Here is a 14,668-nt window from a genome sequence, read left to right on the forward strand (position 1 = left end):
TACTTATATAGTTTTTATAAAAATAAAATTAATGATTTTTTACTCTTACTCAATTAAACCATGGATAAAAATTAAATAAATATTCATAGAGAAAACAAATTACTCAATAAAATAAAGATAACGCGATAATATTTACACTGCAAATAAATGGGGCGGAAGCATTAGGTTAATACACGAATAAAAAAGCCCTGATACTAATTGTATCAGGGCTTTCTTTTCGTACTACCACTTACAACTTAAGGCAGGATTGAAGGTTGGTCTGCGCCTTCTTTCTCAACTTTCTGCTGCAACATGTGTTCACGTTTCATACCCAGTTTCAACGCCAGCGCGGACGCAACGTAGATGGATGAAACGGTACCGATGGAAACACCGATCAACATCGTCAGTGAGAAGCCTTGCAGCATCGCACCACCGAAGATGAACAGCATCAATACCACCATCAGCGTAGTTGCAGAGGTCATAATAGTACGACTTAAGGTCTGGGTCAGAGACACGTTCATGATTTCATAAGGCGTACCGCGACGGATTTTGCGGAAGTTCTCACGAATACGATCCGATACCACGATACTGTCGTTTAGTGAGTAACCAATAACCGACATCAATGAAGCAATGATGGTCAGATCGATCTCAATCTGGAATAACGACAAGATCCCCATGGTAATGACCACGTCATGGGCCAAAGCGATAACCGCCCCCAGCGCCAGACGCCATTCAAAACGGAAACCAACATAAACTAGAATACACAGTAACGCGACTATCAACGCCATGCCGCCTGCCTGGGCTAAATCGCTGCCCACACTTGGCCCGACGAATTCGATACGTTTTACCGAAGCATTCTTATCAACTGACTCATTAATAACAGAGATGACTTTGTTGCCCAATTCCTGCCCGGCAGTTCCGGTGGCGGGTGGCATACGTACCATCACATCACGGGTGCTACCAAAGTTTTGCAGAATTGGCGATTCAAAGCCCGCTTTTTCCAACGTGTCACGCAGTTGATCCAGATCCGCAGGTTTTTCCAGGTTAATTTCAATCACCGTACCACCGGTGAAATCCAGACCCCAGTTGAACCCTTTAGTGGACATCACCACAATCGATGCCACCAACAGCAACAACGAGACGCCGAAAGCGACGTAATCCCAGCGCATAAAGTCATAGACTTTACGGCCATAGTTCAGTTGTTCAACAGTATAATCCTGTGCCACAACGTACTCCTCAAATAGACAGCTTGTTAATGCGCTTGCCGCCGTAAAGCAGGTTGACGATGGCACGAGTACCGACTATAGCGGTGAACATTGACGTTATAACACCGATTGCCGTTGTAATGGCAAAGCCTTTAATCGAACCGGTACCCACAGCATAAAGAATAATTGCCGTGATAAGCGTCGTTACGTTCGCATCGACGATACTTGAGAAGGCACCTTTGTACCCTTCATGAATCGCTTGCTGGATCGTCCGCCCGTTCCTGAACTCTTCTTTTATTCGCTCATTAATTAGTACGTTAGCATCAACTGCTACCGCCAATGTCAATACGATCCCGGCAATACCCGGCATGGTTAATGTCGCCCCCGGTAACAAGGACATCACACCCACGATCAACACCAGGTTAGCCAATAGCGCCGTACTGGCAATCACACCAAATTTACGGTAGTAAATCACCATAAACAGGATAGATACCGCCAGGCCCCACAAGCAAGCTTCCAGACCTTGGGTGATGTTCTGTGACCCCAAAGTTGGCCCGATAGTACGCTCTTCCACAATCTGGATAGGTGCAATCAGAGCACCAGCACGCAGCAACAGGGAAAGCTGACGAGCTTCAGCCGGGTTATCAATGCCAGTAATACGGAAGCTGTTACCCAAGCGTGACTGAATAGTCGCTACGTTGATAACTTCTTCCTGCTTAACCAGAATCGCTCGGCCATTAGCATCTTTTTTGCCGCTGTCTTTATATTCTACGAACAAAGTCGCCATCGGCTTGCCGATGTTGTCTTTGGTAAAATTAGACATCAGAGAACCACCGGCGCTATCGAGCGAGATATTAACCTGAGCTTGGTTATATTCGTCGGTGCTGGAGGTTGAGTCAGTAATATGGTCACCGGTCAGGATAACGCGCTTGTACAAGACAACCGGGCGACCTTCACGGGTATTTTTGACTTCTGAATCACCCGGTACCCGACCGGAGGCAGCAACAGAGGCATCAACATTGCTATTTACCAGACGGAATTCAAGTGTTGCCGTCGCACCAAGAATCTCTTTGGCACGCGCGGTATCCTGAATACCCGGTAATTCAACCACAATACGATCCGATCCCTGGCGCTGAACCAACGGCTCGGCTACACCTAACTGGTTAACCCGGTTACGCAGGATAGTAATGTTTTGTTGAACTGCATATTCACGCGCTTCCCGCAGACGGTCATCAGTCATCACTGCCTTTAAGGTATTGCTACCATTGGAGCCAATGACCAGATCACGGTGGCGAGAAGAGAGGTAGCTGACGGCATCATCGCGGGTTTTATCGTCGCGAAAACGCACTTCAACACCATAGTTATCAAGCTTACGCACCGTGGCATACGGGATATTTTTCTCACGCAGATCTGTGCGCAAGGTATCCATCGTTTGCTCTTGCAGTTTGCCCAGCGCAGTATCCATATCCACTTCCATCAGGAAGTGCACACCGCCGCGCAGGTCAAGACCCAGCTTCATCGGCTCTGCACCTAACTTGGCAAGCCAAGAGGGTGTTGCCGGAGCCAGATTCAGCGCGATAACGTATTTGTCACCCATCGCAGCCATCAGTGCCTCACGGGCACGCAACTGGACGTCAGGATCTCTAAAGCGAGCCAGGATTGCACCGTTCTCCAGCGCAATAGACTTGCTCGCTATGTTGTCTTTTTCTAAAACGTCACGGACTTGGACCAGCGTTGTTTCACTGGCGGCGATTCCTCGCGCACCAGTGATTTGAACAGCCGGATCCTCACCATAAAGGTTGGGAAGTGCGTATAGCAGACCGATGAAGATCACAACGATCAGCATCAGATACTTCCACAAAGGATAACGGTTTAACACGGCAATTCCCTTCGGGAAAATCGAAAATTACAGAGCCTTCATTGTACCTTTCGGTAAAACGGCAGCAACGAAGTCACGTTTGATCATCACTTCAGTGGTGTCGTTCAGTGCGATTACGATATAACCCGTTTCCGCAACTTTAGTTACACGACCAAGTAAACCACCCGTGGTTAGCACTTCATCACCTTTACCAATAGAATCCATCAGTTTTTTGTGTTCTTTGGCACGTTTTTGCTGTGGACGCAGGATCATGAAGTAGAAAATAAGACCAAATACCACCAGCATAATCACCAGGGAGTACGGGCTGCTTTGAGCCGGAGCCCCAGCGGATGCGACAGCATCGGAAATGAAAAGACTCATTAAAATTCCCTCATTGTTATCAATATCAGTAATGTGAAATCAGTGCGATAAAACAGAAACGGTAAATCGTAACTGTTAGATCTACAAATACAAAGGCAATAATTTTAAAATCAGGCATTTAATGGCGGAACAGGTTTCCCAATCCGACCATAGAAATCTTCAACGAAGACCTCTAATTTACCCTCTTCAATAGCCTGACGTAAACCCGCCATTAAGCGTTGGTAGTAACGCAGGTTATGAATAGTATTCAGTCGCGCACCCAGTATTTCGTTGCAACGGTCAAGATGATGCAAGTAGGCACGACTATAATTGCGACAAGTGTAGCAATCACAATGTTCATCCAACGTTGCAACATCATTCTTATGCTTGGCATTACGGATTTTTACCACACCGTCCGTCACGAACAAATGGCCGTTACGGGCATTACGCGTAGGCATCACACAGTCAAACATGTCGATACCACGGCGCACACCTTCTACCAGATCCTCTGGTTTCCCCACGCCCATCAGATAACGTGGTTTATCCGCCGGAATCTGCGGGCAAACATGCTCCAAAATACGATGCATATCTTCTTTTGGCTCACCCACCGCCAAACCGCCCACAGCGTAACCATCAAAACCGATATCTACCAGCCCTTTTACTGACACATCACGTAAATCTTCGTAAACGCCACCCTGAATAATACCAAACAATGCATTTTTATTGTTCAGTTCATCAAAGCGTTGGCGACTACGGGCAGCCCAGCGCAATGACATCTCCATCGAACGCTTGGCATAATCCCAGTCCGCGGGATAGGGGGTGCATTCATCAAAAATCATCACGATATCGGAGCCGAGATCGTACTGAATTTCCATTGATTTTTCTGGGCTAAGGAACACTTTATCGCCGTTGATCGGGTTTTGGAACGTCACCCCTTCTTCTTTGATTTTGCGCATCGCACCCAAGCTGAATACCTGGAAGCCGCCGGAGTCAGTCAGAATCGGGCCATGCCACTGCATGAAATCATGTAAGTCACCATGCAACTTCATGATTTCCTGACCTGGACGCAACCACAGGTGAAAAGTGTTACCCAGCAAAATCTGCGCACCGGTCTCTTTTACTTCTTCCGGTGTCATCCCTTTAACTGTGCCATAGGTGCCAACAGGCATAAATGCCGGGGTTTCTACCACGCCACGTTCAAAGATTAGACGACCACGACGGGCGCGCCCATCAGTTGTTTGTAATTCGTACTTCACATAACCTCCAGCATTAGAGAAACAGTCTAATGTTGTTATTGCCGGATCACACAATATGTGTGACCTAAAATTTACAGGTTAACCGTCTCTTGCGGTGCCCGTGGATTACGGCTGATAAACATCGCATCGCCGTAACTGAAAAAGCGGTATTGTTCCGCCACCGCTTGCTGGTATGCATTCATGGTATTTTTATACCCAGCGAAAGCAGACACCAACATTATTAATGTTGATTCAGGTAAATGGAAGTTGGTCACTAAAGCATCCACAACCTGGTAGTGATAACCCGGGTAGATAAAGATACGGGTGTCACCAAAGAACGGAGCAATCAGGCTGTTCTCTGCCGCCTTAGCGGCACTTTCCAATGAGCGTACCGAGGTGGTCCCAACCGCCACGACACGATTGCCACGCGCCTTACAAGCCAAAACAGCATCTACCACATCTTGAGGTACCTCTGCATACTCGGAATGCATGATGTGCTCTTCAATGGTGTCTACACGCACGGGTTGGAACGTCCCCGCGCCGACATGTAGCGTAACGAAAGCCATCTCAATGCCTTTCTCGCGCAGTGCGGCCAGCATTGGCTCATCAAAATGTAAACCGGCCGTTGGTGCGGCGACTGCCCCAGGGCGCTCACTGTAGACTGTTTGGTACAATTCACGGTCAGCATCTTCATCAGGGCGGTCAATATAAGGAGGCAAAGGCATATGGCCGACGGCATTTAGGATAGTAAAAACATCCCGCTCATCGTCAAAACGCAACTCGAACAAGGTGTCATGGCGTGCCAACATCGTGGCTCGAATACTTTCGTCATCGCCCAACAGCAGTTCAGCGCCCGGTTTAGGTGCTTTGGAGGCTTTTACATGGGCCAGTACACGATGATCGTCCAAAACACGTTCTACTAACACTTCAAGCTTACCGCCACTGGCTTTACGGCCAAACAAGCGCGCTGGAATAACGCGGGTATTGTTAAATACCAGCAGATCGCCGGGCGTCAGTTTATCCAGCAAATCGGTGAAAATGCCGTGCGTTAACGTTCCCGTCGGGCCATCCAGTGACAGTAAGCGGCAACCGCTACGCTGGGGCTGGGGGTAATGGGCAATCAGAGATTCCGGCAGCTCAAAAGAAAAATCGGCAACACGCATAGCTTTCCACTTGATATCAGAACAGACCCAGCTCACGAGTATGATTGGAGCCGGTTCACAAAAACAGGCCGCTAGTCTAGAGCCCTCAAGGGCTGGCTGCAAGAAATAAGGACAATTGGTGGTCATTTGCTATAGCCAAAATAATTGTCGTCGCAGCCAGGCAGTAAATGAACGCATCTCGATAAGCTGACTCCCACCAGTGATTCAGTTGGCAAATCTGCCAGATGCGGATTTGAGCACGGCTTACAGTAGCTTCGCAGAGGTGGGCCAGGAAATTGACCGCGTAATGACGGCAGCTAACACCGCTGCAACTTCAAGTAAGAAGGGATATACTTTGCAGATGAATTTTCTCGCTCACCTCCATTTAGCCACACTGGCTGACAGTTCCCTACTGGGCAATCTGCTGGCAGATTTCGTCCGTGGTAATCCACAAGATGAATATGCCCCTGAGATTGTGGCTGGGATTATGATGCATCGCCGCGTTGATGTCATGACCGACGCACAGCCGCTGGTCAAAGAAGCCCGTCGCTATTTTAGTGCTGATTACCGCCGAGTTGCCCCTATCACTCTGGATGTGCTGTGGGATCATTTTCTGGCACGTAATTGGGATAAACTGGTGCCGGACTACACGCTGCCCGGGTTTATCCAGCATGCGCAAAACCAGATTGTGCCCCATTTACCACAGACACCCGCGCGCTTTCAGCACCTTAATGCCTATCTGTGGCAGGAGCGTTGGCTGGAACGCTATGCTGAACTACCCTTTATAGCTGATGTGTTACAAGGTATGGCTAATCGGCGGCCCAAACTGGCAGCACTTGCTGGCTCTTTTCAGGATATAGAACAACACTATCAGCCGTTAGAACAACTGTTTTGGGCGTTTTATCCTGCCATGATGTTGCAGGCACAACGCCAACAAATCTAGCTTAAAACATCTTTATTTGTATGGTTATTGCTACTAAGTCACTTGCGCTTTCTGCCAGAATGGGTATCTTAGCAAGACTACGAAACTAAAAACGTCGTAACGATAGGTAAAATCTATCACAGCGATTGGTATTTATCCCTTTATTCATTGCGCTTAAATACCTATGCTGTGCCGATACTTTTAAGACAACTGGTTAATCCATCCCTATTAACAGGAGTAATTTATGGTTCTGGTAACTCGTCAAGCCCCTGATTTTACAGCAGCTGCTGTTCTTGGTAGCGGCGAAATCGTTGAAAACTTCAACCTGAAAAAACACCTGAACGGCCGCCCTGCCGTCCTGTTCTTCTGGCCAATGGACTTCACTTTCGTTTGTCCTTCAGAGTTGATCGCTTTCGACCACCGTTACGAAGAATTCCAGAAACGTGGCGTTGAAGTTGTTGGTGTTTCTTTTGACTCTGAGTTTGTGCACAACGCATGGCGTAAAACCCCAGTTGATAAAGGCGGCATTGGTGAAGTTAAATACCCAATGGTTGCTGATATCAAACGTGAAATTCAGAAAGCCTACGGCATTGAACACCCAGAAGCTGGCGTTGCACTGCGCGGTTCATTCCTGATCGACAAAAATGGTATCGTTCGCAGCCAAATCGTTAACGACCTGCCAATCGGCCGTAACATCGACGAAATGATCCGTACTGTTGATGCACTGCAATTCCACGAAGAACACGGCGAAGTTTGCCCTGCTCAGTGGGAGAAAGGTAAAGCAGGTATGGGCGCATCACCAGATGGCGTAGCTAAATACCTGTCTGAAAACGCCTCTAAACTGTAATAACAGTTTATGCCGCCCCTGATTTACTCGGGGGTATCAAGCCAGTCAGTTCACCCTGACTGGCTTTTTTTATACTGATATAAAACCAAACGACGACATACCAACAATACTGATATATCCCCAAAGTAATTGGAGTTGCAGCTAGGCGGCAAACGAGTAAATCCCGATGAGCTTACATAAGTAAGTGATTCGGGTAAACGAGAGCAGCTAACAACGCTGTAACTTCAAGTAAGAAGGGGATATTTTTGTGGCATATTCAGCCTCCTTGCCTTGCCTTTCAGCAGGTAAGAAGCTACCGTAATGTTGCTAGGCATTAGGGAGCCTCGTATTGATTAACCTCAGTACGGGGCTTTTTCCTATCTGCTTTATGACAACAACTGTTTTTACCAAGGCACTTACAGCACTGGTTCAAACGATGCCCAAAGCAGACAGCTTCAAGCACCCGCCGCAGAGTCTATATAATAATCTTTTCCATTCCCAGCGTATCAAACCCGTAAATACTTATTTATTTTCAATAAGTTATTTTTATTTATCTTGGCTCCTTTCAAGCATAAATCAACCTATCTGCCAGGCAACAACTGACAAATTCTCCTTTCGCCGCCAATTAATTAGCAGCCATAAACATTAATTCTGCTATTAATTATTACTGGTGTGTTTTTTGCACACACCATAAGCAGCGCTTTTAAGCTGCCAGACAAAAATGATCAGGTCATCCCTGGCGGGCAGGAACTAACAGGAGTCAGAATGTTGTTAAAAAAATGGAACAAACCCTTGGCTGTATTGGCTTTACTGGTCAGTGGTACACTGCATGCGGCCTCTACACCGGCGGTGGAAGCAAAACATGGCATGGTGGTGACCTCGCAATATCTCGCTTCACAAGTGGGGACTGATATTTTAAAAATGGGTGGCAATGCCGTTGATGCCGCAGTGGCGGTGGGATATGCACAGGCTGTCGTAAACCCATGCTGTGGCAATATCGGTGGGGGTGGTTTTATGACCATTCACCTTGCCGATGGAACTGACACATTTATAAACTTCCGTGAAACTGCACCAGCGGCTGCCAACGCCGATATGTATTTAGATAAAGAGGGAAAAGTCACTAAAGATGCCAGCTTGTATGGTTATCTGGCAGCCGGCGTCCCTGGCACGGTATTGGGAATGGATAGCGCGCAGAAGAAATACGGTAAATTGACGCGCCAGCAAGTGATGGCTCCAGCAATCAAACTGGCCCGTGAGGGCTTTGTACTGACGCGTGCCGATACTGACATTCTGGACACTACCGTCAAACGTTTCCGTCAAGACCCTGAATCCGCGCGTATTTTCTTGCGCAAAGATGGTGAAGCACTGCAACCGGGAGATCGTTTAGTTCAGGCTGATCTGGCTGAAACCCTGAGCGCAATCTCGGAGCAAGGGCCGGATGCTTTCTATCAAGGTAAAATACCTCAAGCGGTAGAAGCCGCGGCCAAAAAAGGCGGAGGTATCCTCACTGCCGCTGATTTCGCCAACTATAAAATCACTGAAACTGCCCCTATTACTTGTAGTTATCGCGGTTATAAATTTGTTTCCTCACCACCACCCAGTTCCGGTGGAGTGACATTATGTGAAACCTTGAATGTGCTTGAAGGCTATGACTTAAAAAGCATGGGTTTTAATTCGGCTGCTTACATTCATACCCTGACAGAAGCCATGCGCCATGCCTATATGGACCGCAATACTTTCCTCGGTGACCCCGAGTTTGTTAAGAATCCGATTGATCGCCTGTTGAGCAAAAGCTACGCCGCCGATATCCGCAAGCAAATCGTTGCCAACAAAGCGACACCTTCGGTAGAAGTACAACCGGGGATGCAACCTCATGAAAAACCAGAAACTACCCACTACTCTATCGTCGATAATGAAGGTAATGCGGTCTCCACCACCTACACGGTTAACGGCCGCTTTGGTGCCGTGGTGATTGCCCCAGGTACTGGCTTCTTCCTGAATGATGAAATGGATGATTTCACCGTCAAAGTGGGCGAGCAAAACCTGTATGGTTTAGTACAGGGGGCAACCAACTCCATCGCCCCCGGTAAGCGCCCACTATCGTCTATGAGCCCAACATTAGTGACCAAAGACGGTAAGACATTTATGGTGTTAGGCTCTCCGGGTGGCTCCCGAATTATCACCATCACCCTGCAAACAGCCCTCAATGTCATTGATCATGGCATGGCACCACAAGAGGCGGTAGATGCACCACGCATCCATCACCAATGGCTACCTGATGAGGTATATTACGAACAACGTGGCGTATCCGCAGATAGCCTTAATCTGCTGAAAAACATGGGATATAAGATGGTCGAACAGAACCCATGGGGTGCAGCCGAACTGATTCTGGTGGGTTTGGCCGGAGTGGAGGGTGTCAGCCCGGCCAACTCGGGGAATGACTCGGCAGTTTCCGGCAAAGTTCGTGAAGGTTACCTGTACGGCGCTAACGATGTCCGTCGCCCTGCCGGTGCCGCCATCGGTTACTGATAGTAATGGCTTACTAATGTAACTCATCCTCCATCAATATATCGATGGAGGAATTTACCACTTCATTATATACCCTAAATAATTCGAGTTACAGGAAGGCGGCAATCGAGTAAATCCCGATGAGCTTACTCAGGTAAGTGATTCGGGTGAACGAAAGCAGCCAACGCACATGCAGCTTGAAGTATGACGGGTATATATCACCAGGGTAATGACTGCCCCTGATAATCGATAAATCCATGCCCCCCTTTACCCGAAGCGTGCTCAATTTGGTCGACCACACCCTTCACACTGGTCGCAATAGTCAGGGGTGCCGCATCCCCGCCCATATCCGTTTTTACCCAACCGGGATGAATCGATAGCACCGTCAGAGCCGGATCGGCCACTTCAGCAACCAAACTACGGGTCATCATATTCAGTGCGGCTTTACTGGCTGAATAGAGAGGTTTATGGCCGGAGGCATTGTGACCAATACTCCCCAACTGAGAAGACATAAAGGCCAATACACTTTGAGTTGGATTACGTTGTGTCAGCAGATGCTGAGCGATACGGATAGGTGAAACGGCATTAGTTTGGAATAATTCCAGAATATCTTCCGGTTGCGCCTCAAGAGCTGATTGATGCTGCGGCCCAGAGATACCCGCATTAACAAATATGAGGTCGAATATCTGCCCCTGTACCTGTGGCAAAAACTGCTTAATACTTTCAGGTTTATTAATATCCAATGTTAGCCAATGGGCGGCATGGGCTGCGGTATCTTTCGCAGCACCGCGTGTCGTCGCAGTCACTGACCAACCACGGCGATTAAGTTCGTCAACCAGCCCCAGTCCCAAACCTCTTGAGGCGCCAATGATCAATGCCTTTCGTTTAATTGTGCTCATATCATTTTCCCTTTGCTGAATATTACCTGCCCACTGTTTGGTTAGCCATACGATCACCTATCATATATATAATATCTCAACAAAAGGAAAAGCGGCGCTTGGCCGCTTTTAATCGCTATCACTGCTGGCTAACGATTAAGTTAGCGCTCACCAACACCACGCCACAAAGTGACACTCTCGCCAGCCAAGTGCAGATTGACGCCTGACTCAGTGCCATCCAGCTCAGATGAGCCTTCCAGACGCAGCCACTTAGCGACATTGAGTAAAGGGGATGCTGGCAACGAAACATTGATATCACTAATACGTTGTATCGCGACCATCACTCGTTCACGTTGGTAGCTACGAATAAACACCAAAGTGTCACCATTGGCATAAACCACCTGACAACCACCACGCCGCAGCGCCATGCTTTTGTGCCGTAGAGCCGCCAGTCGTTGGCATAACTTCAATAGGTCATTATCCCACTGAGCCTGATCCCACGGGAAGGGTTTGCGGCAGAACGGATCATTGCCACCATCAACACCAATTTCATCGCCATAAAATAAGCAAGGCACACCAATCCAGCTAAATAACCACACCAACGCCATCTGCATCCGGGCTTTATCATTATTTAGTAGCGTGATAAAACGAGCAGTATCATGGCTGTCCAGTTGATTAAATAAACGCAACTGATGGCCGTGCGGCAATCCGGCTCGGTACTCATCCATCCAGTAGGCACAATCCTCAGCGTTGAGTTTTATTGGATGATAAGCCACATCCTGGCCCGCTAAAAAGCCACGCACCGGTAATGCAAAACCCATGTAATTCATTGCCGAATCTTCTACACCGGCATGTAACCAATTACGTGCATCACCAAAGTGTTCCCCCAGAATATAGGCCTGCGGATTTTCTTCTTTTGCTGCCTGATAAATACCGGCTAAATGGCGCAAATTCCCTTTTGCTCCGCCCTCCTCCCCCAACATATGCACCACATCTAACCGCCAACCATCAATGCTGTAAGGGGGGCGTAACCAATAACGCACCACACTATCGTCGCCCCGATAGATTTGATTTACCACGTCCTCACTCGCGAAGTTGAGTTTTGGCAAGCTGGCATTACCTTTCCAATCCAACGCTCGCCCATCGGGGAAGAAATTAAACCAGCCCCGATAAGGTGAGTCCTGATGATGACAAGCCCCATTATCCCCTTGCTGGTGCCTATCAAACCAATGATGGGAATCACCGGTATGATTAAACACCCCATCAAGTACCAATTTTATGCCGGCCTCACGGGTAGCCAGACGTAATTGCAGAAAAGCCGCCTCGCCGCCCAGATAGGGATCTATCTGATAATAATCTTGCGTATCATATTTATGTACGCTGGGTGCGGTAAAAATTGGATTTAGATACAACGCAGTAACGCCAAGCTGTTGCAAATAAGGGATTTTTTGGCTGATACCCGCCAGGTCACCGCCATAGAATGTTGAAGCGGCATTAGTGTCATCCAATGGTTGTTGCCATGCACGACGAGCCACCGAATGACCCGCAGCGTGATGATGATAACTCGCATTTTGCACGCCGTGCCCACCCTGACTACTGGCAAACCGATCGGGGAATATCTGATAAAAGACTTGGTCGGCCACCCAGTCAGGGCCACTGTCGGGCATATCAATGGCAAACTGAGCCAGTTGCGCCGGAGGAACCCGCGAGAATCCCAGCGGGCCGAACCATTGTTGGTCGTCATCCCATAACAGTTTAAAACAGTAGCGCCGTGTAGGTTGCCCTTCATGTAAAGGCAGCGTCGCGCGATAACACCAAAAGCCATCACGCTGTTGGCCTTTCATCGTCAGTAGCCATTCTTCATTATCCGGTTCGCAGCGTAAGAAAACCTGTGCTGGTAATGTGTCGCCATGCAACCATTCGCCATGCAACCATAAAGTAATCTGTAATGCGTCGCCTCGCTGACGAACAAAAGGCGGGACCGGAAGATGCCAACCACTAAGCATAAAATTCTCCTGCGTTAACCAAAACCATTCCTGTTAAGGCTATCTGGTGCAGACATTAACGCCGCGACACATTCACCTGAGATAGGCGATTTATCTGAATATACAGCTCGCCGATATAAATAATGTCATGTAGTGGCTGCTTCCCCCTCATCTGTCACTATAAATATCAGGGATGAGATTGGGGGAGGAGAAGTATGTAGGTAAATAGCAGAATGCCCCAGATTGTATAGAGCAAAAAAAGCCGAGAAATCTCCCGGCTTGATAGTAGGTATTGACTCAGTATTACTCAGTTTCTTTGGCAAGCTCTAGCTGTTTCTTTTGATGGCGCACTTTCAAGTAATACCCCACCAACAGCAATGCAATCCACACTAACCCTACATACAGTGAAATGCGGGTTGTCGGGAACCAGCCAATCAGAGCGATGATAAACACCAGGAAAATGATTGCCAGCACCGAAGTAAAGGTGCCGCCACGCAGTGGGAAATCCAGCGCCTTAATCTGTTCTTTGCTTAATGAACGCCGGAAACCAATCTGGGAAAACAAAATCATGATCCATACCCATACAGTGGCAAAAGTCGCCAGCGATGCGATAACCAGGAATACATTTTCCGGCATGATGTAGTTCAGATAAACCGCAATCAGCATGGCAAACATCATCACCAACACCGTCACCCAAGGCACACCACGCTTGGATATTGCCGCAAAGGCTTTTGGTGCGTGGCCCTGTTCCGCCATTCCGTTCAACATACGCCCGACACCAAAGACATCACTGTTAATGGCAGATAATGAAGCGGTGATCACCACAAAATTGAGAATACCTGCCGCAACGGTAATCCCCATATGCTGGAAGGTCAGTACAAATGGGCTACCGTTCGTGCCCACCTGATTCCAAGGGTAGATAGACATGATGACAAACAGGGTCCCGACGTAGAACACCAGGATACGCCACGGCACTGAGTTAATTGCTTTCGGAATGGAGCTTTTTGGATTTTCCGCTTCTCCGGCGGTAATACCGATAATCTCAATACCACCATAAGCAAACATCACCAGTTGCAATGATAGGATCATGCCGACGAAACCGTTACTGAAGAAGCCGCCGTTAGTCCATAAATTATGAATACCGGTCGGCTGTCCACCGTTACCAATACCCCAAATAATGATACCAAACCCGGCCAGAATCATGATGATGATGGTGGCAACTTTAAAGAATGAGAACCAGAACTCCAGCTCACCGAAGACTTTGACACTCATCATATTAACTGCGCCAATAATCAGCACCACACTCAGCACCCATACCCAATGAGGCACGTCCGGGAACCAGACCCCCATATAGATACCGAAGGCGGTCACATCAGCAATAGCAACAATCAAAATCTCAAAGCAATACGTCCAGCCGGTGATATAGCCCGCCATTGGCCCAAGGTAATCTTGTGCATAGCGCGAGAAAGAACTGGCCTGTGGGTTATTCACTGACATCTCACCCAACGCACGCATAATGATAAATGCCACCACGCCACCGATCAGGTATGCCAATAACACACTAGGCCCTGCCATTCTTATCGCATCAGCCGAACCATAGAATAAGCCGGTACCTATTGCTGACCCTAATGCCATAAAGCGGATATGACGGGTCGTCAGGCCCCGTTTCAGCTTATTTTTGACTGGTAATTCCATGTACATTGCCCCGTCTTTTTTCAGCAAAAAGCCACGGGGATGAGCCGTGGCTAAAAAAATCCTATAACTGTGCCG

Annotated in this window: 11 protein-coding genes; 3 read left to right on the forward strand and 8 right to left on the reverse strand. The window is 48.1% G+C overall.

Translation table 11 applies throughout. The features are described 5' to 3' along the window. Nucleotides 1–236 precede the first annotated feature (236 nt). The 5 genes from A6J66_011435 to queA all read right to left on the reverse strand — a co-directional run bounded on the left by A6J66_011435 (nt 237) and on the right by queA (nt 5,800). Nucleotides 237–1,205, reverse strand: coding sequence for a protein translocase subunit SecF (locus A6J66_011435; GenBank protein PNM24744.1), 969 nt, complete (start codon nt 1,203–1,205; stop codon nt 237–239). Between the two features lie 10 nt (nt 1,206–1,215). Further along, nucleotides 1,216–3,063: a protein translocase subunit SecD gene (gene secD / locus A6J66_011440; protein PNM24745.1), complete on the reverse strand. Its 1,848-nt coding sequence runs from the start codon at nt 3,061–3,063 to the stop codon at nt 1,216–1,218. A gap of 27 nt (nt 3,064–3,090) precedes the next feature. Next, nucleotides 3,091–3,423 (reverse strand): preprotein translocase subunit YajC, encoded by a 333-nt coding sequence (locus A6J66_011445; GenBank protein PNM24746.1) that lies wholly within the window; start codon nt 3,421–3,423, stop codon nt 3,091–3,093. A 110-nt stretch (nt 3,424–3,533) separates the two neighbouring features. Next, nucleotides 3,534–4,658, reverse strand: a complete 1,125-nt coding sequence (locus A6J66_011450) for a tRNA guanosine(34) transglycosylase Tgt (protein PNM24747.1) — start codon at nt 4,656–4,658, stop codon at nt 3,534–3,536. Nucleotides 4,659–4,729: 71 nt separating this feature from the next. Continuing rightward, a complete protein-coding gene (gene queA / locus A6J66_011455; protein PNM24748.1) occupies nt 4,730–5,800 on the reverse strand; it encodes a tRNA preQ1(34) S-adenosylmethionine ribosyltransferase-isomerase QueA in 1,071 nt (356 codons plus the stop codon). Nucleotides 5,801–6,140: 340 nt separating this feature from the next. On the opposite strand from queA, the gene A6J66_011460 reads away from it, so the two are divergent. From A6J66_011460 to ggt, 3 genes are all read left to right on the forward strand, one after another. Continuing rightward, nucleotides 6,141–6,722, forward strand: a complete 582-nt coding sequence (locus A6J66_011460; protein PNM26984.1) for a DUF479 domain-containing protein — start codon at nt 6,141–6,143, stop codon at nt 6,720–6,722. A 223-nt stretch (nt 6,723–6,945) separates the two neighbouring features. Then, a complete protein-coding gene (locus A6J66_011465; protein PNM24749.1) occupies nt 6,946–7,548 on the forward strand; it encodes a peroxiredoxin in 603 nt (200 codons plus the stop codon). Between the two features lie 744 nt (nt 7,549–8,292). Next, on the forward strand, nt 8,293–10,056 hold the full coding sequence (gene ggt, locus A6J66_011470) for a gamma-glutamyltransferase (GenBank protein PNM24750.1): 1,764 nt from the start codon (nt 8,293–8,295) through the stop codon (nt 10,054–10,056). 197 nt (nt 10,057–10,253) lie between these two features. Here the strand turns inward: ggt and A6J66_011475 are convergent, their stop codons facing one another. The 3 genes from A6J66_011475 to A6J66_011485 all read right to left on the reverse strand — a co-directional run bounded on the left by A6J66_011475 (nt 10,254) and on the right by A6J66_011485 (nt 14,593). Further along, entirely contained in the window at nt 10,254–10,934 is a 681-nt protein-coding gene (locus A6J66_011475; protein PNM24751.1) for a short-chain dehydrogenase, read from the reverse strand. A gap of 140 nt (nt 10,935–11,074) precedes the next feature. Further along, nucleotides 11,075–12,919, reverse strand: a complete 1,845-nt coding sequence (locus A6J66_011480; protein PNM24752.1) for a maltodextrin glucosidase — start codon at nt 12,917–12,919, stop codon at nt 11,075–11,077. Between the two features lie 282 nt (nt 12,920–13,201). Next, entirely contained in the window at nt 13,202–14,593 is a 1,392-nt protein-coding gene (locus A6J66_011485) for a proline-specific permease ProY (GenBank protein ID PNM24753.1), read from the reverse strand. Nucleotides 14,594–14,668: the final 75 nt, after the last annotated feature.

Origin of the sequence: Yersinia enterocolitica, from assembly GCA_002082245.2 — a bacterium.
GTDB lineage: Bacteria > Pseudomonadota > Gammaproteobacteria > Enterobacterales > Enterobacteriaceae > Yersinia > Yersinia enterocolitica_E.

Bases quoted from the DNA above. Each gene is read 5' to 3' on its own strand.
- A6J66_011445 (PNM24746.1), bottom strand. From the start codon at position 3,423: ATGAGTCTTTTCATTTCCGATGCTGTCGCATCCGCTGGGGCTCCGGCT.
- queA (PNM24748.1), bottom strand. From the start codon at position 5,800: ATGCGTGTTGCCGATTTTTCTTTTGAGCTGCCGGAATCTCTGATTGCC.
- A6J66_011460 (PNM26984.1), top strand. From the start codon at position 6,141: ATGAATTTTCTCGCTCACCTCCATTTAGCCACACTGGCTGACAGTTCC.
- A6J66_011465 (PNM24749.1), top strand. From the start codon at position 6,946: ATGGTTCTGGTAACTCGTCAAGCCCCTGATTTTACAGCAGCTGCTGTT.
- ggt (PNM24750.1), top strand. From the start codon at position 8,293: ATGTTGTTAAAAAAATGGAACAAACCCTTGGCTGTATTGGCTTTACTG.
- A6J66_011475 (PNM24751.1), bottom strand. From the start codon at position 10,934: ATGAGCACAATTAAACGAAAGGCATTGATCATTGGCGCCTCAAGAGGT.
- A6J66_011480 (PNM24752.1), bottom strand. From the start codon at position 12,919: ATGCTTAGTGGTTGGCATCTTCCGGTCCCGCCTTTTGTTCGTCAGCGA.
- A6J66_011485 (PNM24753.1), bottom strand. From the start codon at position 14,593: ATGGAATTACCAGTCAAAAATAAGCTGAAACGGGGCCTGACGACCCGT.